18 protein-coding genes and 1 tRNA gene are annotated in these 20,093 nt (G+C 74.8%); 4 read left to right on the top strand and 15 right to left on the bottom strand.

Translation table 11 applies throughout. The features are described from left to right. Window positions 1-11: 11 nt before the first annotated feature. A complete protein-coding gene (locus tag PH189_RS07365) occupies window positions 12-1,157 on the bottom strand; it encodes a cystathionine gamma-synthase (RefSeq protein ID WP_274188352.1) in 1,146 nt (381 codons plus the stop codon). Between the two features lie 25 nt (window positions 1,158-1,182). Then, window positions 1,183-2,586, bottom strand: coding sequence for a cystathionine beta-synthase (locus PH189_RS07360; RefSeq protein ID WP_274188120.1), 1,404 nt, complete (start codon window positions 2,584-2,586; stop codon window positions 1,183-1,185). Window positions 2,587-2,707: 121 nt separating this feature from the next. On the opposite strand from PH189_RS07360, the gene PH189_RS07355 reads away from it, so the two are divergent. Further along, on the top strand, window positions 2,708-3,952 hold the full coding sequence (locus PH189_RS07355) for an acetyl-CoA C-acetyltransferase (RefSeq protein WP_274188119.1): 1,245 nt from the start codon (window positions 2,708-2,710) through the stop codon (window positions 3,950-3,952). Window positions 3,953-4,181: 229 nt separating this feature from the next. Then, on the top strand, window positions 4,182-5,144 hold the full coding sequence (locus tag PH189_RS07350) for a hypothetical protein (protein WP_274188118.1): 963 nt from the start codon (window positions 4,182-4,184) through the stop codon (window positions 5,142-5,144). A 303-nt stretch (window positions 5,145-5,447) separates the two neighbouring features. Here the strand turns inward: PH189_RS07350 and PH189_RS07345 are convergent, their stop codons facing one another. After that, entirely contained in the window at window positions 5,448-6,257 is an 810-nt protein-coding gene (locus tag PH189_RS07345; RefSeq protein WP_274188117.1) for a Bax inhibitor-1/YccA family protein, read from the bottom strand. A gap of 298 nt (window positions 6,258-6,555) precedes the next feature. Here PH189_RS07345 and PH189_RS07340 point away from each other — a divergent pair, with 298 nt between their 5' ends. After that, window positions 6,556-6,798: an antitoxin gene (locus tag PH189_RS07340; protein WP_274188116.1), complete on the top strand. Its 243-nt coding sequence runs from the start codon at window positions 6,556-6,558 to the stop codon at window positions 6,796-6,798. Between the two features lie 97 nt (window positions 6,799-6,895). On the opposite strand, the gene PH189_RS07335 is transcribed toward PH189_RS07340, so the two are convergent. From PH189_RS07335 to eno, 9 genes are all read right to left on the bottom strand, one after another. Beyond that, window positions 6,896-9,151: a SpoIIE family protein phosphatase gene (locus tag PH189_RS07335; RefSeq protein ID WP_274188115.1), complete on the bottom strand. Its 2,256-nt coding sequence runs from the start codon at window positions 9,149-9,151 to the stop codon at window positions 6,896-6,898. 148 nt (window positions 9,152-9,299) lie between these two features. Continuing rightward, window positions 9,300-10,172, bottom strand: coding sequence for a PIG-L deacetylase family protein (locus tag PH189_RS07330; RefSeq protein ID WP_274188114.1), 873 nt, complete (start codon window positions 10,170-10,172; stop codon window positions 9,300-9,302). A 253-nt stretch (window positions 10,173-10,425) separates the two neighbouring features. Beyond that, window positions 10,426-10,502: transfer RNA gene (locus tag PH189_RS07325), tRNA-Leu, on the bottom strand. Window positions 10,503-10,549: 47 nt separating this feature from the next. Continuing rightward, window positions 10,550-11,371, bottom strand: a complete 822-nt coding sequence (locus PH189_RS07320) for a uracil-DNA glycosylase (RefSeq protein WP_274188113.1) — start codon at window positions 11,369-11,371, stop codon at window positions 10,550-10,552. After that, the gene (locus PH189_RS07315) at window positions 11,355-12,014 is read right to left on the bottom strand and encodes a hypothetical protein (RefSeq protein WP_274188112.1); all 660 of its coding nucleotides are present in this window, start codon (window positions 12,012-12,014) and stop codon (window positions 11,355-11,357) included. The genes PH189_RS07320 and PH189_RS07315 overlap by 17 nt, the downstream gene beginning before the upstream one ends. After that, window positions 12,008-12,982 (bottom strand): Ppx/GppA phosphatase family protein, encoded by a 975-nt coding sequence (locus PH189_RS07310; RefSeq protein ID WP_274188111.1) that lies wholly within the window; start codon window positions 12,980-12,982, stop codon window positions 12,008-12,010. The genes PH189_RS07315 and PH189_RS07310 overlap by 7 nt, the downstream gene beginning before the upstream one ends. 486 nt (window positions 12,983-13,468) lie before the next feature. Further along, window positions 13,469-14,002: a DUF501 domain-containing protein gene (locus PH189_RS07305; RefSeq protein WP_378014934.1), complete on the bottom strand. Its 534-nt coding sequence runs from the start codon at window positions 14,000-14,002 to the stop codon at window positions 13,469-13,471. Then, window positions 13,999-14,715 (bottom strand): FtsB family cell division protein, encoded by a 717-nt coding sequence (locus tag PH189_RS07300; protein ID WP_274188110.1) that lies wholly within the window; start codon window positions 14,713-14,715, stop codon window positions 13,999-14,001. Before PH189_RS07300 ends, PH189_RS07305 begins: the two co-directional genes overlap by 4 nt. Before the next feature lie 5 nt (window positions 14,716-14,720). Then, a complete protein-coding gene (gene eno, locus PH189_RS07295; RefSeq protein ID WP_274188109.1) occupies window positions 14,721-16,007 on the bottom strand; it encodes a phosphopyruvate hydratase in 1,287 nt (428 codons plus the stop codon). 165 nt (window positions 16,008-16,172) lie between these two features. Here eno and PH189_RS07290 point away from each other — a divergent pair, with 165 nt between their 5' ends. Next, on the top strand, window positions 16,173-16,610 hold the full coding sequence (locus PH189_RS07290) for a tetratricopeptide repeat protein (RefSeq protein WP_274188108.1): 438 nt from the start codon (window positions 16,173-16,175) through the stop codon (window positions 16,608-16,610). A gap of 13 nt (window positions 16,611-16,623) precedes the next feature. On the opposite strand, the gene PH189_RS07285 is transcribed toward PH189_RS07290, so the two are convergent. The 3 genes from PH189_RS07285 to efeO all read right to left on the bottom strand — a co-directional run bounded on the left by PH189_RS07285 (window position 16,624) and on the right by efeO (window position 20,046). Beyond that, window positions 16,624-17,547 (bottom strand): lytic transglycosylase domain-containing protein, encoded by a 924-nt coding sequence (locus PH189_RS07285; RefSeq protein ID WP_274188107.1) that lies wholly within the window; start codon window positions 17,545-17,547, stop codon window positions 16,624-16,626. A gap of 51 nt (window positions 17,548-17,598) precedes the next feature. Then, entirely contained in the window at window positions 17,599-18,843 is a 1,245-nt protein-coding gene (gene efeB / locus PH189_RS07280) for an iron uptake transporter deferrochelatase/peroxidase subunit (RefSeq protein ID WP_274188106.1), read from the bottom strand. A 63-nt stretch (window positions 18,844-18,906) separates the two neighbouring features. Further along, the gene (gene efeO, locus PH189_RS07275; RefSeq protein ID WP_274188105.1) at window positions 18,907-20,046 is read right to left on the bottom strand and encodes an iron uptake system protein EfeO; all 1,140 of its coding nucleotides are present in this window, start codon (window positions 20,044-20,046) and stop codon (window positions 18,907-18,909) included. Window positions 20,047-20,093: the final 47 nt, after the last annotated feature.

Below are 20,093 nucleotides of genomic sequence, written 5' to 3'. Positions count from 1 at the left end.
GAGGACGGCTCCTACGCCAGCGAGTCGAGGGCCTGGCGGACGTCGTCGACGAGGTCGTCGGCGTCCTCGAGCCCGACCGACAGGCGCACGAGGTCGGCGGGCACCTCGAGCAGCGAGCCCGCCGCCGAGGCGTGGGTCATCGCGCCGGGGTGCTCGACGAGCGACTCCACGCCGCCCAGGGACTCGGCGAGCGTGAACACCCGGGTCGCGGCACAGAAGTCGCGGGCGGCCTGCTCGCCGCCGGCGATGCGGGCCGAGATCATCCCGCCGAAGCGGCGCATCTGCTTGGCCGCCACCTCGTGCCCCGGGTGGTCGGCGCGGCCCGGATAGAGCACCGAGACGACCGCCGGGTGGGCGGCGAGGACGTCGGCGACGCGCTCGGCGTTGTCGCTGTGGCGCTCCATGCGCACGGCGAGCGTCTTGAGGCCCCGCTGGGTGAGGAAGCAGTCGAACGGCCCGGGCACGGCGCCCATGCCGTTCTGCATGCGCCCGAGCGTGGCGTCCAGCTCGGTGTCGTCGGTGACGAGCGCGCCCCCGACGACGTCGGAGTGCCCGCCGAGGTACTTCGTCGTCGAGTGCACGACGGCGTGCGCGCCGAGCGCGAGCGGGGTCTGCAGGTACGGCGAGGCGAAGGTGTTGTCGACGACCAGCATCAGGTCGTGCTCGCGGGCCAGCGCCCCGAGCGCCGCGATGTCGGCGATGCCGAGCAGCGGGTTGGTCGGCGTCTCGCACCAGAGGACCTTGGTGTTCGGCCGGATCGCCGCGCGCACCGCGTCGACGTCGGCGGTGTCGACCGCGGTGTACTCGACGCCCCAGTCGCAGTAGACCGTCGAGATCAACCGGTAGGTGCCGCCGTAGGCGTCCAGCGGCATCAGCACGTGGTCGCCGGGGCGCAGCACGCCGCGCAGCAGCGCGTCCTCGGCCGCCATGCCCGACGCGAAAGCCCGGGCGTGCCGGCCGCCCTCGAGCGAGGCCAGCGTCGTCTCCAGCGCGGTGCGCGTCGGGTTGCCGGTGCGCGCGTACTCGTAGCCCGAGCGCAGGCCACCGACGCCGTCCTGGGCGAAGGTGGACGTCGCGAAGATGGGGACGACGACCGAGCCCGTGGTCGGGTCGGGCTCCTGGCCGTCGTGCAGGGCGCGGGTCGAGAAACCGTTCACCTCGTCCACCCTAGGCACCCCGGGGTCACGCCGGTCCACCCATGTCGTAGCGGCTGCCCGTGGCGAGGAACGCCAGGATGTCGGCGCGGGTGACGATGCCGGCGGGGCGGCCGTCGACGACCACCAGCGCGCCGTCGCCGCCGCGCAGCGCCTGCACCGCCTTGGACAGCGGCTCGGTGCTGCCGAGGCTGGGCAGCGGGTTCGACAGGTGCCGCTCGACGGGGTCGGTGAGCGAGGCCTGCTCGTTGAACACCTTGTCGAGCAGGTCCCGGACGGTGACGGCGCCCCGGACCTCGGCCGCCATCACCGGCGGCTCCGCGCGGACGATCGGCATCTGCGAGACCCCGAACTCCCGCATGATCGACACGGCGTCGGCCACGGTCTCGCTGGGGTGGCCGTGCACGAGGTCCGGGATCGAGCCGTCCTTGCGGCGCAGGACGTCGCCGACGGTCCACTCGGTGGTGTCCGGGGTGAGGAAGCCGTACGAGGACATCCACTGGTCGTTGAACACCGTCGAGAGGTAGCCGCGCCCGCCGTCGGGCAGCAGCACGACGATCACGTCGTCGGGGCCGGCCTCGGCGGCGACCTTCGCGGCCGCGCAGACGGCCATCCCGCACGAGCCGCCGACCAGCAGCGCCTCCTCGCTGGCGAGGCGCCGCGTCATGTGGAAGGAGTCGCCGTCGGGCACCGCGACGATGTCGTCGCAGACGTCGCGGTCGTAGGTGGTCGGCCAGAAGTCCTCGCCGACGCCCTCGACGAGGTAGGGGCGGCCGTCGCCGCCGGAGTACACCGAGCCGACCGGGTCGGCGCCGACGATCTGCACCCGGCCCCCGGAGACGTCCTTGAGGTAGTGGCCCGTGCCCGAGACGGTGCCCCCGGTGCCGACGCCGGCGACGAAGTGCGTGATGCGCCCGTCGGTCTGCTCCCAGATCTCGGGGCCGGTGGTCGCGACGTGGGAGGCGGGGTTGGCCGGGTTGGCGTACTGGTTGGGCTTCCAGCCGCCGTCGGTCTCGCGGGCGAGCCGGTCGGAGACCGAGTAGTACGACTCCGGGCTCTCGGGCTCGACGGCGGCGGGGCACACGACGACCTCGGCGCCGTAGGCGCGGAGCGCGTCCTGCTTCGCCACGCTCACCTTGTCGGGCACGACGAAGATGCAGTGGTAGCCGCGCTGCTGGGCGATGATCGCCAGGCCGATGCCGGTGTTGCCCGACGTCGGCTCGACGATGGTGCCGCCCGGCTTCAGCTCGCCCGACGCCTCGGCGGCGTCGATCATCTTCTCGGCGATGCGGTCCTTCACGCTGCCGCCGGGGTTGAAGTACTCGACCTTCGCGAGCACCAGGGGTGCGTCGGGCCCCGTCGGGACGACATGGTTGAGACGCACCAGCGGCGTGTGGCCGATGAGGTCCGCGACGTGCTCCGCGTAGCGCATGACACCCATCCTCCGGCTTCGGCGCCCGGAGTGCCGCCCACCCCCTCGGACGTGCGGCGGATCACCTCGCCGGGAGGCGACGACGGGACCTGCCCTGGCGCGCGGTCGTAGGGTCGGCGCCATGGTCGCCCCTGGCCGCGAGGCCGTCATCGTGTCCGCCGTCCGCTCGCCGATCGGGCGCGCCCGCAAGGGCTCGCTGGCCGGGATGCGTCCCGACGACCTCGCCGCGCAGGTGGTGCGCGCCGCGCTCGACGCCGTCCCCGCGCTCGACCCGACCGAGGTGGAGGACCTCCTGCTCGGGTGCGGCCTGCCCGGTGGCGAGCAGGGCCACAACCTCGCCCGCATCGTCGCCGTGCAGCTCGGGATGGACACCCTGCCCGGCGCGACGATCACGCGGTACTGCTCGTCGTCGGTGCAGACCGCGCGCATGGCCGCCCACGCCATCCGCGCCGGCGAGGGCGACGCGTTCCTCGCCGCCGGCGTCGAGACCGTCTCGCGGTTCGACAAGGGCAGCTCCGACAACCTGCCCGGCACGCACAACCCGCTGTTCGCCGACGCCGAGGCGCGCACGGCCGAGGTGGCCGCGTCCGGGGCGACCGAGTGGCACGACCCGCGCGCCGACGGCCTGCTCCCCGACGCGTACATCGCGATGGGACAGACCGCGGAGAACGTGGCGCTCGCCGAGGGCGTGACGCGCGAGGAGATGGACCGCTTCGCCGCGCGCTCCCAGCAGCGGGCGGGCGCCGGTCAGGAGAACGGCTTCTGGGCGCGCGAGATCACCCCGGTGACGCTGCCCGACGGCTCGGTGATGGAGCACGACGACAGCCCGCGCCCGAGCACGACCTACGAGGCGCTCGCCGACCTCAAGCCGGTCTTCCGTCCCGACGGGCGCATCACCGCCGGCAACGCCTGCCCGCTCAACGACGGCGCCGCCGCGCTCGTGGTGATGTCCGCCGAGCGCGCCGAGGCGCTGGGGATCACCCCGCTCGCGCGCATCGTCTCCACCGCCGTCAGCGCGCTCTCGCCCGAGATCATGGGCCTCGGGCCGATCGAGGCGTCGGCGCGGGCGCTGGCCCGCGCGGGGCTCGGGATCGCCGACGTCGACCTCGTCGAGATCAACGAGGCCTTCGCCGCCCAGGTCCTCCCGTCGGCACGGGGCCTGGGGATGTCCGACGACGACATCGAGGAGAAGCTCAACGTGCACGGCGGCTCGATCGCCGTTGGCCACCCGTTCGGCATGACCGGCGCGCGCATCGCCACCACGCTGATCAACGGCCTGCGCACCCGCGACGCCACCCTCGGCCTCGAGACCATGTGCGTCGGCGGCGGGCAGGGCATGGCGATGGTGCTCGAGCGCCTGAGCTGAGCTGGCTTGCGCCGGCGGGCGCGTCGTGCGTGGTGTCCGGAGCGAGGGTCACCTCGACGGCGTGTGACGCAGCGAGGGCGTCCCTCGTTCGCCCTTCAAGGGCGCCACGCGACGCGAGCTCGTGGAGCGAGGGTGACCTCGACTGCGTGGGAGGCAGTCAGGGTGACCCTCGCTCGCCGGCCGACACGGTCGATGGAACCGCCCACACCCCGGCTCCGTCGAAACCCGTGTGAGCAGCCGTCGCACCATCGACTGGGTCGCCGTCCACCAGGCCGCCCTGCACGACCAGATCCGGCATGCCGACCTCCTGGAGTTCGGCGTGCTCTCGAGCACGATCGCGCGCCGGGTCGAGGCCGGGGTCTGGGATCGCAGCGCCTACGGCGTCATCTCCCTCGCGGGGACGCCGCGAACGGAGGAGCAGCGCCTCGCCGGCGCGGTCCTGTACGCGGGACGGGGCGCCGTGCTCTCGGGTGCGGCGGCTGCGCGTCTCCACGGCCTCGAGCGCGTCCCGAAGGATCCGAACGGCACCGCGCTGGTGCTCGTGGAGCACGGTCGTCATCGGGTGTCCCGACCTCCGATCACGGTCGTGCGCACCCATCGCCTCCCGACGCCGACGGAGATCCACGGGCTCCCGGTCGCCCCCGTCACGCGAGCCGTCGTCGAGGCGGCGTGTCGCATGACGGCGTTCGACGATCTGCGCGCGCTCCTCGCCGAGGCGGTCCAGCGCAGGTTCACGACGGCGCGAGCCCTCCGCTCGGAGCTGGAATCGGGCTGCGGCCGGGGAACGGCCAGGGTGCGACCCGTCCTCGCCGAGATCGAGGACGGCGTGCGCTCCGTTCCCGAGGCGTGGGCCCGATCGCTCGCGGCCTCGATCCCGGAACTGCCCCCGATGATGTGGAACCCGCGACTCGTCCTCGAGGACGGGACCATCCTCGCCGACCCGGACGGGTGGCTCGACGACGTCGGACTCGCCTGGGAGATTTATTCGTTCCGCCACCACGCCGATCCCGACGCCTTCGGGGACACGATGCGACGCCAGGCCCGTATGACCGGCCACGACGTGCACGTCGTGGCCCACACGCCGCGCCAGCTCCGCGAGGAGCGGCCGCAGGTCCGCCGAGATCTCCTCGCTGCCTATGCCGCCGCCTCTCGACGTCCCCGCCCGGCGGTCCGGGTGCAGCGCGCCGCCTGAATCCACAGCTCGCCCACGCACCCAGGGCGTCCCTCGCTGCCCCCGACGCAGCGAAGGCGTCCCTCGCTCGGCACCGCCACCCGCGCCGCCCACGCACCCAGGGCGTCCCTCGCTGCTCCCGACGCAGCCAAGGCGTCCCTCGCTCGGCACCGCCACCCGCGCCGCCCACGCACCCGGGGCGTCCCTCGCTGCCCCGACGCAGCCAAGGCGTCCCTCGCTCCCCCACTCAGCATGCCGACCCCGGACGTGCGACGGCCCCTCCCGGAGGGTTCCGGGAGGGGCCGTCGTCGTCGGTGCCGCGAGCTACTGCCGGAAGTAACTCAGCAGCTGCAGGATCTCGATGTAGAGCCAGACCAGCGTGGTCATGAAGCCGAAGGCCAGGTACCACGCGAACCTCGCGGGGACGCCGGCCTTGACCGCCTGGTCGGCCTGGTCGAAGTCGAGCAGCAGCATGAACGCGCCGATGCCGATGCAGACCAGGCTGAAGATGATCGCCAGCGGGCCGCCCGAGCGCAGACCCAGGCCGCCGTCGACGAAGAAGCTGATCAGCAGGTTCGCGACCATGAGGATCAGGACGCCGATGGCGGCGCCGATGACCATCTTGGTCAGGCGGGGCGTCACCCGTATGGCGCCGGTCTTGTAGACGACCAGCATCCCGATGAAGACGCCCAGCACACCGAGGATCGCCTGGAAGCCGATACCGGCGTACTGGCTGCTGGAGCTCTCGAGGAGCCCGGTCAGCGAGCCGAGGGCCACACCCTCGGCGAGGGAGTAGCCCAGCACGAGCGCCTTGTTGGTGCTCTGCTTGAAGATGATGATCAGAGCGAGGACGAGGCCGACGACGAATCCACCGATGATGCCGATGAACCCGAGGCCGACCACGGCGCTCGCGATACCGACGGCGATGGCGAGGACGGCGTTGAGCGCCGTCTTCTGAACGACGTCGTCGACGGTGAGCGGGCGGTCGTCGGCCGCCGCGGTCGGCATCGGGCTGCCGCCCCCGCCGAACATGCCACCCGCGCCGGCCATGCCGGCCGGGGCGGCGCCGAACCGCGCGTACCCACCCGGTGAGGTGGGCAGGTTGCGGAACGCCGGGTTGCTGCTGGTGCGCACCTCTCGTCCTCCTCCTACGCGAAGCCGACTTCGACGGCGGGATGCCGCCGGCCGGTTCGACCGCGGACTGTCGTCCACCTGGTCCAACGATGGGATGCGGGCTTCGGTTCCCGCGTCGGTAAAAGGAACTTTACCGGAAGGCGACCACCACACTCCGTGTCCGCTTCCGCCCGTGATGGGGGGCGGCTCCCAGTCTAGGGCCCCGTTCGGAGGTAGGGGCGCCCGCGGGAGGTGTCATGCGGCGAGAGCGGGGCACTCTCGGGCCGGAGCCCCGCAGTCGGCAGGAAGGGGTGTCGGGATGGATCTCGGCAAGATGGCGGACAAGGCCAAGGACTGGGCCGGGAAGAACCCGGACAAGGCCGACGGCTACGTCGACAAGGGCGCGGACGTCGTCGGCGAGAAGTTCGGCCACGAGCAGCAGGTCGACCAGTTCGGCGATAAGGCCAAGGACTACCTGCACGGCGGCCAGGAGCAGCCGCCCCCGCCGGAGGGGCAGGGCCCGCCGCCGCACCCGCCCGGCGAGGAGCCCCCGCGTCCCTGACGCGCCCCCGACCCGCACCACGGCCCGGCCCGTCCACTGACGGCGCCGGGCCGTCGTGCGTCCCGGGGGGCCTTGCGTCCTGGTGCTCCGCGGCCCGTCAGGCCGCGGCGGGCCCGTCGGCGGCGTCGATGCGGATGGCGAGCAGCACCGCGTCGTCGCGCAGCCCGTCGACCCCGAGCACGCCGAGCAGGCGGTCGCAGAGCTCCTCGACCGGGATGTCCGGCGGCTGGGCGGCGAGGGTGTCGGCGATCAGCTGGGTGCGCTCGTCCGGGTCGGTGCCCGGCGCCTCGATGAGCCCGTCGGTGTGCAGGAGGAACACGTCCCCCGCCCCGCAGGCCACCACCGTCTCCTCGCGGGGCACCTCCCGCGTCGCCCCGATCATCGGCGACAGGTTGCCGGTGAGCAGCTCGACCCGTCCGTCGGCCCGGCGCAGCAGCGGCGGCGGGTGACCGGCGTTGGCGTAGCGCATCGTCCAGCCGCCGCCGTCCCCGCGCTCGAGCCGGGCGTAGACCGCGGTGGCCATCGCGGCCATGCCGAGACCCTTGATCACGTGGTTGCAGCGGTCGACCACCTCGGCCGGGCCGAGGCCCTCCCACGCGTAGGAGCGCAGCACCCCGCGCAGCTCGCCCATCGCCGCCGCCGCCCGCAGGTCGTGACCGACGACGTCGCCGACCGCGAGACCGACCGCGCCGTCGGGCAGCGGGAGCATGTCGTACCAGTCGCCGCCGACCTGGGCCCCGTCCGTGGCGGCGAGGTAGCGCGAGGCCACCGTCATGCCCGTCATCGGCGGCACCGCGGGCAGCAGGCTGCGCTGCAACGTCTCGGCCGCGGCGTGCTCGCGGGCGTAGAGCCGGGCGTTGTCGACCGCGAGGCCGGCGCGCGCCGCGAGGTCGGCGGCGAGGTAGAGGTCGCGCTGGGAGTAGCGCCGGCCGTAGGGCAGCTCCGTGCCCAGCGTCAGCGCGCCGAGCACCTGCCCGCGGGCCCGCAGCGGGACGACGACGGCCGAGCGCGGCCGCAGCGCCTCGTACCGCCCGAGCAGTTCGGGCTGCTCGGCGATGCCCGCGGGACGGACCGGGAGCTCGGGCAGCAGCGAGGGTGTGCCGCTGCCGAGCGCCTGCCCGACGGGATCGCGCCCGTCCTCGGTGGGGCTGATCCACCGGCCCAGCCCGCGGACGTCGTCGACCTTCGACTCGTCGCGGTGGTTGACCGCCGCGCGGCGCACCGACGAGTTGCCGTCGGCGTCCTCCAGCAGGTCGACGCAGCAGAAGTCGGCCATGGCCGGGACGACGATGCGGGCGAGCGCCTCGGCGACACCGGTGGTGTCGAGGCTCGCGGACATCGCCGACGTCGACTCGGTGAGCAGGCGGAGCTGCTCGCGGGTCTCCTCGGCGGCGGCGAGCGCGGCACGGCGCTCGTTCTCCACCATGACGCGCTCGGTGACGTCGGACTGGACGCCCACGAAGTTGACGACGCGGCCCTGGCCGTCGAGCACCGGGGTGATCGACACCTGGTTCCAGAACGCCGTGCCGTCACGCCGGTAGTTGAGCAGCACCTCGGTGATCGGGCGCTCCTCGACCAGGGCGGTGCGGATCCGCGAGATCGAGGCCGGGTCGGTGTTCGGGCCCTGCAGGAAGCGGCAGTTGCGCCCGAGGACCTCGTCGAGCTCGTAGCCCGTGAGCCGGGAGAACGCGGGGTTGACCCACACCAGCGGGTTCTGCTCCCGCGACGGGTCCGAGATCGTGAACGACAGCTCGGTCGCGACCACGGCGCGGTCGCGCACCATCTCGAGGTGGCGCTGCGCCCCCGCGCCCGAGAGCTGGAGGAAGACCACCAGCGCGAGCCGACGCTCGTCGGAGTTCACCGCCTCCGAGAGCGGGAAGCCGGTGACCCACAGCAGCCGGCCCTCGGCCTCCTCGCGCTCCTCGTCGCTGGCGTCGGAGCCGCGGCGTGCCGCGTCGGTCACGGCCACCGGCTCGCCCGACACGGGGATGCCCTGGGCGACCCGCGAGAGTGGCGACGCGGTGTCGCGCATCGGACGGCCGGACAGGTCGGTCAGGCCGGCCGCCTCGCTCCAGGCGTCGACGTCTATCGGCAACGACGCGCGGCCACCGGTGAGGCCCGCGGCGGAGTCGTTGGCGTAGGTGACGAGCCCCTCGCCGAGGTCGATGAGTGCGACGGCCGCCGGCGCGGTGTGCAGCACCTGCGGGAGGTCGTGCTCGCGGACCCCGCCCTCGTCGACGACGGCGTCCCGCACCTGCTGGGCCTGGGCGGCGTAGTCCGGCTCGACCTCGGTGGACGACCCACGGAAGTCCGTCGCCACCTCACCGTGGTCGTCCTTCGTCCGGCCCGTCACCTGGAGCAGCCTATCGGCCGCCACCGGAGGCCGATCCGCGGATGACACCCACGAGGACGTCCGCTCCCGGACAGGTACGTCCGGACAGGTGACGCAAGGAGGGACACGATGGGTGTCGGAACACCCGATAGGAGGACGGGGGGCCTGCTCACACCAGGAAGACCTCACGGGGACCGGGGGCCGAGCCGTCGGGCAGCTCGCGATCGCGTCCGGGACGGCCACCGAACGCCGCGCTGGCCGCGAGCTTACGGGCCTGGACCGTCTCCGACAGCGCGAGCTGGCGCGCACGCCGCCACGGCACCTCGGCGGACTCCGGTCCCGCCCAGCTCCACGCCTGGTCCAGCCACCGCACGAGCCGCACCCGGTAGGCCGCGCACACGATCTCCGCGGCGCGCCCGGCCGCCTCGTGGTCGTCGTCGCCGTCCCCGGACCACGGGGCGAGCACGCACAGCCCGTGCGGGTCCTCGACGAAGCCGACGATCTCGCTGAGCGCTCCGACCACGTCGGCCTCGCAGCGCGACAGCCCGGCGTCCGGGAGCCCGAGGCGGTGCCGGTGGACCTCGGCGACGCCCAGCGCGCGGTACGCGTCGGCGAGGGCGATCTCCTCGGGGTCGGAGCCGCCGTCGCCCGCGGGCTCCTCGCCGTCGCCGTCCTCCGGCGCGATCCCGTCGAGGCGCGCGAGCACCGAGTCCAGGGTGTCGGGGTCGCCGAGGTCGTCCGGGCGCACGACGAGGTCGGCACCGAGGTCGCCGGGGTCGGGGACCGCGATGCCCTCCGGCGGGGTGCACGTGCGCCCGGGACCGTCCGTCAGCGCGAGCACGTCGACCGACGCGTGCCGCGCGGCCAGGCGACGCAGCAGGCCGCCGGCGGCGCGGATCTCGTCGCGCGGGTGCGGCGCGACGACGATGAGACGCCGGCACGCCCGCAGCGTCAGCGGGCGCAGCCCCTCGAGCTCGCGCCACGGCGGACGCGCGCCCTGCGGCGCGGGGATCCGCCCCGACAGGTCCCCGGGGTCAGCCACGACACCTCACCTCCCAGCCGGGAAGTCTCGCTGATCTTCTCGCCCGTTCGGAGCAGCTTTGCGGGGGTGGGCGTCGAGCGGTTCATCCCGGGCGCCCGAGCGGTCGATCACCGCGGGGCGCGGCAGCGGGCCGACCGCTCTCCGCGCTGCCGCTGCGACGGGCGGGTGACACGCGGTCGACCGGCCGGGGTGTCGACGGTGACGGGCGGGCGACGAGCCGGGGAGACGGGTGACGATCCGGTCGGCGATCAGGTGGTGCCCTCGGTGGGGTTCGAACCCACACTTCGGCGATTTTAAGTCGCCCGCCTCTGCCGATTGGGCTACGAGGGCCTAGCGTCGGTGGTCACTTCCGTGGGCTTCTCACTGACCCGGGGAGCCTAGCTCTCCGCTCGCGCCGGGGTGGTCGGTTCCAGGCCGGCGGCGCGGGCGGCGGTCGCGAGGACGTCCTCGAGCATCGCCGGGGTGAGCCGCCCGGTGAAGGTGTTCTGCTGGCTGACGTGGTAGCTCCCGAACACCTCGAGCGGGGCGGCCGCGCCGGGCTCGGTCATCGATGGTCCGGCTCCGCTGCGCTTCGCGTCCGCGGGCTCGAGCGTCACGTGCGCCCCGTGCCCGAAGGCCGGCCGGGGACGCGGCACCACCCAGCCCGGGTGCCCGCCCGCGGGATCCGGGGTGGCGAGCACGGGGAGCAGCGCCTGCCACCCGAACCCGCCGAGCACGACGACCGCGCGCACGGTGTCGCGCAGCAGCGCGAGCTCGCGGGCGAGCCACGGCCGGCAGCGGTCGCGCTCGTCCGGCGTCGGCTTGTTCTCGGGCGGGGCGCAGCGCACCGGCGCGGTGATCCGGACCCCGAACAGCTCGAGGCCGTCGCCGATCGCGACCGACGTCGGCTGGGACGCGAGACCGACGGCGTGCAGCGCGGCGTAGAGGACGTCGCCGCTGCGGTCGCCGGTGAACATGCGCCCTGTGCGGTTGGCGCCGTGGGCCGCGGGGGCGAGCCCCACGATCAGCAGCCGCGCGTCGACCGCGCCGAACCCCGGCACCGGACGGCCCCAGTACGTCTCGTCCCGGAACGCGGCCCGTCTGGTCGCCGCGACCTCCTCCCGCCACGCCACGAGCCGCGGGCACGCCCGGCACTCCGACACCGCCGCGTCGAGCGCGGGGAGGTCGGCCACGAGCGCGGGGTCAGCGGTGCCAGGCACCCCACGCCTCCCGCGCCGCGAGCACGGCCACGACCGCCGAGACGGTCGGCGCGGCCAGCGAGGGTGCCACCGCCGTACCCGCCAGGAGATCGACGCCGGACGCCGCGACCAGCACGGCGCACAGCGCCACGACCAGCCCGGTGGGCGCCACGGGCCGGACCCGCGGGTCGCGGTCGGCGCCCTGCGCCCGGGCGGTCCGCGCGTCGGCGGCGACCAGCAACGGCAGCGCGACGGCGGCGGCGAGGCCGAGCAGACCGCCGACCAGCGTCTCTCCGGGCCTGCCGGGCGTGAGGGCGTCGGTGACGGCGTCGACCGCGCTGTAGACCGCGAGGACCACGAACGACACCGTCATCGCCCGCACGGCGCGGCGCTCGCGGAGCGCGGGGTCGCCCGCGAACTGCCAGCGCACCGGCAGGGCGGCGGCCAGCGAGATCGCGAGGTGCGCGGCGAGGGCCGCAACGCTCGGCAGCGTGGGCCCGTTGCCCGCGACCCACGCGGCCACCGCGAGGACGATCGTGTGGACGACGGTGACGGCCACCAGCGCCCGCACCCGCCGGGCGAGCACGAGCGCCGCGAGTGGCAGGACGCCGGGCGCCCCGGTGCGGGGAGCGCCCGGCGGGTCGGCCGGCCGGGCCGTCACCACCGGGCCGCCAGTGCCCGGGCGATCCCGTCGAGGATGTCGTGCTCGGAGACCACGAGCTCGGTGACGTCGGTGCGCTCGGCGAGCTCCTCGGCGAGCACCCGCATCACCAGCGACCCGCCGCCGATGACGTCGACCCGCCCCGGGTGCATCGGGCCGAGCGCCGCCCGCTCGTCGCGGGGCATGGCCTCCAGACGCCGCGCGGTGGCGCGCACGTCGTCCAGACCGAGGCGCGAGAGGTGGATGCGGTCGGCGTCGTAGGTCCGCAGGCCCATGCCCACCGCGGCGAGCGTCGTGGCGGTGCCGGCGACGGCCACCCAGGTCTGGACGTCGGCGACGGCCACCTCGGCGAACGCGGGCGCCAGCGTCGCGCGGGTGAACTCCTCGGCCTCGGTGATCTGCTCCGCGGTCGGGGGGTCGTCGTGCAGGAACTTCTCGGTCAGCCGCACACAGCCCACGTCCGTCGAGCGGGCCGCCGTGACCTCCGCGCGCACCGCGTCCCATGTGCCGGTGACGATCTCGGTGGACCCGCCCCCGACGTCGGCGACGACGAACGGGCCCTCGTCGGGGTCGAGGTCGGCCACCGCGCCCGCGAATGAGAGGCGGGCCTCCTCGTCGCCAGTGATGACGTCGGCGTCGACCCCGACGATCTCGCGGACCGCGCCGAAGAACTCGTCGCGGTTCTCGGCGTCGCGGGTGGCCGAGGTGGCGCAGACGCGCACGGTGTCGGGCCCCACGGCGACACCGTGGCGGCGCAGCATCTCGGAGTAGGCGGCGAGCGCCTCGCGGGTCCGCGTCAGCGACTCCGGCGCGAGCCGACCGGTGGCGTCCACGCCCTGGCCGAGCCGGTTGATCCGCATCTCGCGGTGGACGTCCTCGAGCCAGGCCGAACCGTCCTCGCGGACGGTCACGTCGGCGACCAGCAGCCGGATCGAATTGGTCCCGCAGTCGACGGCCGCGACGCGTGGCATGGACGCCCCCCTGCACGTGGTGCTCCCCCGGGCCGCTCGCCCGGGCTCCGGTGTCGACGCTAGCGAGGACGAGGCCTTTCCGCCGGGGGCGGGGTCGCCGGGACCGGGGCCGGCGGTCCGGTCGCCGGGCGCCCCGGCGGGAGGGGGCGCCCGGCGGCCGGGCTGCGGGCGGGCCTGCGGGGTCGCCGTGAGGCGTCCCGGCGCGAGCCCGGTACCCGGTGTGCGACGGGCCGTCCGCACCGTCGCACTGCACCGGTCGGGGGAACCGGTAGGACCATCCTGCGGTGCGACGCGCGGGTCGATCAAACCGAGAGGGGGGTCGTGACCGGGCCGGGGTGCGGGTCCACCCGGCCGGGATCCCGACGCCACGGTGCGTGCCGGAGATCGGGACGGAGCGGCCCCGGGGCCGTCGCCCGGTGGAGCGCCGCGGCGTCAGCCCGTCGGGGGCGTTTCGGATCAGCCCGGATCAGCCCGGATCAGCCCGGATCAGCTCGCGTCGTCGGCGGACGGGCCGACGCACGGCCCGGCGTGCCACCACGCGTCGAGGCGCTCGAGGGCCTCGTCGCCGGACGGGTTCACCCCCGGTCCGCGGGCCAGGGTGTGGGCGACGTGGACGTGCAGGCACTTCACGCGCGTCGGCATGCCGCCGGCGCTGACCTCGGTGCCCAGCGGCTCGATCGCGTCGCGCTCAGCGAGGTAGTCGGCGTGGGCCGACGCGTAGCGCGCGGCGAAGTCGGGGTCCGTCTCGAGGCGCTCGGTCTGCTCGCGCATCAGCCCGTCGGCCTCCAGCGTGCCGATCCGCGAGGTCAGCCGCGGGCAGGTCGCGTAGTAGAGCGTCGGGAAGGGGGTGCCGTCCTCGAGGCGCGGCGCGGTCTCGACGACGTCGGGCAGGCCGCACGGGCAGCGGTGCGCGATTCGGCGCAGGCCCCGGGGGCGCCGGCCGATCTGCCCGGTCACCGCGTCGACGTCGTCCTGAGTCGGCTCGCCGTCGAGGGCGCCGTCGCCAGCACCCTCGCTCACGGGGCCGTGCCGAGGGTCGTGCGGGCGACGCGGGCGTACCAGGGCAGGTCGGCCTCCGCGGGCGGCAGCTCGGCACCCGCTCCGGCGTCGCGGGGGTCGCGGGGGGCGTCCGCGTCGCCGGGCAGCTCGACCCGGTAGGGCACCTCGCCAGGACGGGCGTAGCCGAGACGCTCGCGGGCCAGCGCCTCGATGTGCGCCGGGTCGCGCAGCGCCGAGCGCTCGTCGGTCAGGGTGCCGACGTCGCGCGCCAGGCGCTCCTGCTCTGCCGCTACGGCGGCGATCTCGTGGCGCTGGGTCACGTAGTTGCGCAGCGGCACCGCCACGGTCAGGGCCAGCGCACACACCACGACGGCGAGCACCGCGGCCCGGCGGGCGGTGGAGAGCCCCAGCGCGCCCCCGGTCGCGGCGGCGGCGCGGCGCGCCCGTGCCGCGGCGGCCGCGGGGCCGGAGGGGACACGCAACGGGTGGCGACGACGCACGACACGCTGCGGGTCGCGGCGGGGACCCTGACGGGCCCGCGTGCGCCCGCGCGACGACGTCGCGGCCCCGGCGCCCCGGGTGCCCGCCGACGCGGCGCCCCGCCCGGTGCGGCGCCCCCGGCCCCGGCCGCCGCCCGACCCCGACCCGCGCGACCCCGAGCCGGCCGACCCCGAGCCGCCCGACGGCCCCGGGGATCCGCCGGCGGCGCGGTCGTGGCGGTCGGGCGCGGCCACGCGGCTCAGGCGTCCGGGTCGAAGCGCGGGAAGGCCAGGTCGCCGGCGTAGCGCGCGGCGTCGCCGAGGGCCTCCTCGATGCGCAGCAGCTGGTTGTACTTGGCGACGCGCTCGGAGCGGGCCGTCGCGCCGGTCTTGATCTGGCCGCAGTTGGTGGCCACGGCGAGGTCGGCGATCGTGGTGTCCTCGGTCTCGCCGGAGCGGTGGCTCATCATGCAGCGGTAGCCGTACTGCTGGGCGAGAGCGACCGCGTCGAGGGTCTCCGAGAGCGTGCCGATCTGGTTGACCTTGACCAGCAGGGCGTTCCCGGCGCGCCGCTCGATGCCCTCCTCGAGGCGCTCGATGTTGGTGACGAACAGGTCGTCGCCGACGATCTGGACGCGGTCACCGACGTCGCCGGTGAGCTTGGTCCAGCCGTCCCAGTCGTTCTCCGAGAGCGGGTCCTCGATCGAGACCAGCGGGTAGGCGTCGAGCAGCTCGCCGTAGTAGGAGCTCATCTGGGCGGCGCTGCGGGTCTCGCCCTCGAAACGGTAGACGCCGTCGGAGTAGAACTCGCTGGCCGCGACGTCCAGGGCCAGCACGATGTCGCGGCCGGGCGTGTAGCCCGCCTCGCGGATGGCGGAGACGATGAGGTCGAGCGCCTCGCGGTTGTGCGGCAGCGACGGCGCGAAGCCGCCCTCGTCGCCCAGGCCCGTCGAGAGGCCCTTGCCCTTGAGCACCTTCTTCAGCGCCTGGTAGACCTCGGCGCCCCAGCGCAGGGCCTCGCGGAACGACTCGGCGCCGATCGGCGCGATCATGAACTCCTGGATGTCCACCCCGGAGTCGGCGTGGGCGCCGCCGTTGAGGATGTTCATCATCGGCACCGGCAGTACGTGGGCGTTCGGGCCGCCGACGTAGCGGAAGAGGTCGAGCTCGGCCGACTCGGCGGCGGCGCGGGCGACGGCCAGCGAGACGCCCAGCAGCGCGTTGGCGCCGAGCCGCGACTTGTCCGGCGTGCCGTCGAGGTCGATGAGCTTCTGGTCGACGACGCGCTGCTCGGCGGCGTCGATGCCGACCAGGCCGGGCCCGATCTCGTCGAGCACCCCGGCGACGGCGCGCTCGACGCCCTTGCCCAGGTAGCGGGAGTCGTCGCCGTCGCGCAGCTCGACCGCCTCGTGCTCGCCGGTGGACGCCCCGGAGGGCACCGCGGCGCGGGTCAGCGTGCCGTCGTCGAGCGCCACCTCGACCTCGACCGTGGGTGTGCCCCGCGAGTCGAGGATCTCTCGTGCGCCGACCTGCTCGATGACCGCCACGGCCCGTGCCTCCGAACGATGGATCGCCTCGCCGCGCCCCGGGGCACGGCACGTCGTCCGCATCGTAGACGCCGTGCCCGAGCGCCCCGGGACGCCACGCTCGGGGAGGTCCGAGAGCGGAGCGGTCCCTCGCGCGGCGCGGGGACGCCGCCTACGGTGGCAGGGATGTCCGCCGCACAGCCCGACCCCGCCGATCTTGACGGCACCCCGGGGGTGTCGGCGGTGGAGGCGTTCCGCCGCGCCGAGGAGCTCCTCGAGCGGCGCCGGCCTCTCGACGCCCTCAGAGCCCTGGCCCCGCTGCTCTCCGACGAGCCGGAGGCGGCCTCGGTGCACCTGCTGGCCGCCCGCGCCTACCTGGCGTCCGCGCAGTTCCGCCGCGCCGAGGAGGGCTTCCTGCGCGTGCTCGAGCTCGACCCGGCCGACCACTATGCGCGCTTCGCCCTCGGGCGAACGCTGCAGCGTCAGAGCCGGCTCGTGGAGGCCCGCACCCAGCTGCGCATGGCGGCGGCGATGGACCCGCGGCCCGAGTACCAGGAGGCCCTGGGCGAGGTCAGCGCGAACATCGCCGTCCGCTCCGACCGGGCGGGCGGCAGCAACCCCTAGCCGCCCCCGGCGACTACGCCTGGCTCGCCGAGGCGTACGAGTCGGCGGCGGCGTAGACGCGGCGGCCGTACTCGTCGGAGTTGTTGTACGACAGCACCGCGGCGCGCCAGCCGGGGCCGGTGGCGAGGTCGCGACCGCCGGCGCAGAGGTAGCGGCCCGCGGCGAGGGCGCCGTCGAAGATGTTGTTCGGGTCGGCCACGCCGTCGCCGTTGCCGTCGGAGCGCCACTTCGCCCACGTCGACGGGATGAACTGCAGCGGGCCCACGGCGCGGTCGAGCGCGGAGTCGCCGTCGAGCACGCCGCGGTCGGTGTCCCCGATGGTGCGGTTGCCGCCGGTGCCGTCGAGGGGGACGCCGATGACGCGCGGGGTGACGTCGCCGTTGTCGGCGATCGAGGCGCCCCGGTAGCGACCGTGGTTGGACTCGATGCGCGCGAGGCCCGCGATCGTGACCCACGAGAGGTTGCAGTCCGGCTGCTCCTGCTTCACCGCGAGGTCGGCCTGGCCGTAGGCCTGCAGGGCGCGGGCGGGGACGTCCACGCGGCTCGCGATGTCGGTCGCCCAGCCGGACACGGTGCGGGCACCGCCCGCGGGCGCCTGCGACGGCGCGCCGCCCGGCACGAGCGACGTCGGCGGCGCGAGCGCGTCGGGCTGCGCGACGGTGCCGAGCTGCACGGGGGCGGGCGCGACCTCGAGGGCCGGGATCTCCTCGGCGCCCGCGTCCTGGCGCCCGAACTGGTTGCGCTGGCTCACGACGACCACCGTCGCGACGACGGCCAGGAGCAGCACCACCACGAGACCGAGACGGCCGACGAGGGCGAGCCGGTGCCGCGGCGGGGGCGGGGTCCCGCCCTCGTCCACGCCACTGCGCACCGTCGACCGGCGGGGCCCCGGGGCACGATCGCGGGACCCCGGTGAGGGGTCGGTGGGGGCGCTCATCGCCGTGGAGATTACGGGGCGGTAGGTGACGGTTTCCCCCGACCCGTCGCGTCACCCCTCGAGCAGCGACTGCCCCCAGTAGGCGCCCTCGCGAAGCCCCGGCGGGACCGCGAACACCGCCGACCCGGTGTGCCGGATGTACTCCATCATCTTGTCGTTGCGGGCCAGCTGGCTCTGCATCGGCACGAACTGGCGCCGGGGGTCCTGCATGAACGCGAGGAAGAACAGGCCCGCGTTGAGGTGGCCCAGCCCGTCGCTGCCGTCGACGAAGTTGTAGCCGCGGCGCAGGATGCGCGCGCCGCCGTTGTTCTGCGCCGAGGCGAGTCGGATGTGCGCGTCCTCGGCGATCGGGGAGCCGGGGCCCAGGTTCGGGATGTCGAACTCGCGGGCCTGTCCGATCGGGGCGCCCTCACCCTTGGTGCGTCCCGTGAGGGACTCCTGCTCGGCCAGCGAGGTGCGGTCCCAGGTCTCGACGTGCATCCGGATGCGGCGCGCCACGAGGTACGTGCCGCCCGTGAGCCACGCGGGGCCCTGCGCCGGCGGCACCCAGACCTGCTCCTCGAGCAGCGCGGTGTCCTCGGCCTTGAGGTTGTTGGTGCCGTCCTTGAAGCCGAAGAGGTTGCGGTGGGTCTGCTGGGCGGCCGACGTCGACGACGTCCGCCCGAACCCGAGCTGCGACCAGCGCACCGACGTCGTACCGAAGCCGGTGCGCACGAGGTTGCGCACCGCGTGCACCGCGACCTGCGGGTCGTTCGCGCACGCCTGCAGGCAGAGGTCGCCGCCGGAGAGCGCCGGGTCGAGGGTGTCGAGCTGGAACGGCGGGAGGTCGGCGAGCTCCGGCGGGCGCGGGATGCCGAGCTTGTCCAGCAGGCTCCCGCCGATCCCGAAGGTGATCGTCAGCGCGGACGCCGGCAGGCCGAGCGCCTCGCCGGTGTCGCTCGGCGGGGCCTCCGGGTTCCGGTTCACCGCGCCGCCGGGGGCCGCCTCGGCGCCGGCGGTCATGCGCTCCGCGGCCGTCGTCCAGCGTCGGAGCAGGCTGACGATCGCCGCACGGTCGACGGTGGTCAGGTCGAGCGCGACGAAGTGCAGCCGGTCCTGTGCGGGCGTGATGATCCCGGCCTGGTGCACATCGCGGAACGGCACGACGCCGCCGGACGGGTCCGGCGGCGGGTCGGTGTCCGCGGCGGAGTAGCCCGCCACGGCGCCGACCCCGGCCAGGGCCGCCCCGGCGCCGGTCCATCCCAGGAGCCGGCGCCGGGACATGCCCGGTCGGGGTTCGTCGGTGGTGTCCGTCATCCGGTACGGCCCGTCATGCCGCCATGGTCAGTTGGCTGCGGTCGTGCCGCCACGTCGCGGATCTCACTGCCCGGACACCACCGCGGCGACCTGGCTCACGGGCTCGCCGAGCGCATCGACCGTCTGGGTCATGCGCTGCTTGTCCTGCTCGGTGAGCTGGGTGTAGAGCACGTAGCCGTCCCCGGCGCGGTACTGCTCGAGGAGCCGGTCGACGTCGGCGAAGCGGGCGTCGAGCACCGGGCCCAGCGCGGGGTCGCGCTGGTCGAGCGCCGGACGCAGGGCGGCGACCGCGGCCTGCGAGCCGTCCACGTTGGCGCGGAAGTCCCACAGGTCGGTGTGCGAGTAGCGGTCCTCCTCGCCGGTGATCTTGCCGGTGGCGACCTCGTCGAGGAGCTCCTTGGCGCCGTTCGCCAGCTGCACGGGGGTGAGCGCGACGGTCGCGGCGCGGGTCTGCAGGTCGCGCATGTCGGCCATCAGCTGGTCGCCGATCGCGGCCGAGTCGGGCTGCAGGCCGGTGACCCACAGGTCCTTCTCGAGGCGGTGGTACCCGGTCCACGCGACGCCCGGGTCGCGCTCGTCGTCCTCGCGGCCGTCGACGCGCGGGTCGATGTCGCCGAACGACTCCGCCACCGGCTCGACGCGCTCCCAGTAGGTGCGCGAGATCGGGAAGAGCGCCCGGGCCGCAGGGACGTCGCCCCGCTTGACCGCGTCGACGAACTCCTGGGTCCGGGCGATCCCGGCCTCGATCTGGGAGTTCGTGTAGCGCTGGTAGCCGGACACCGCGGCGGCGAGCACGGCGTCCTGGGACGTCGCCCCCGCCACGTTGCCGGTGACGGTGAACGGCGCGCGGATGCCGTCGCCGACCATGCCCGGCTTGCAGGCGGTCGTGTACTGGCCGCCCTGGGGCACCTCGACCAGCAGCTGACGGGAGAGGCCGGGGCCGATGTTCTCGACCTCGCCGACGATCCGGTCGCCCGTGCCGTAGACGTAGAACTCGGTGACCTTCGTGCCGGTGTTCCGGATCGAGAACGCGACGTTGCCGGCGGGCGCCTCGGTCGCGGAGATGTCGCAGGTGGTGTCCGACGCCGTCACCTGGATCGGCCCGCCCTCGCCACCACCCTGGGGCGCGGTGCTCGTGCACGCGGACAGCGCGATCATCACCAGTGCCGCACCGGTGACGGCGGCGAGGGGCCTGCGGGACATCGTTCTCCTCCGGAGGGCGCGCGTCGGGGCGCGGTCGTGCGAGTGGG

The organism is Actinomycetospora chibensis, from assembly GCF_028737215.1.
In the GTDB taxonomy this organism is placed as follows: Bacteria; Actinomycetota; Actinomycetes; order Mycobacteriales; family Pseudonocardiaceae; genus Actinomycetospora; species Actinomycetospora chibensis.
Note: the sequence above shows the minus strand (reverse complement) of the source record. Positions and strands in the feature narration are given on the sequence as shown.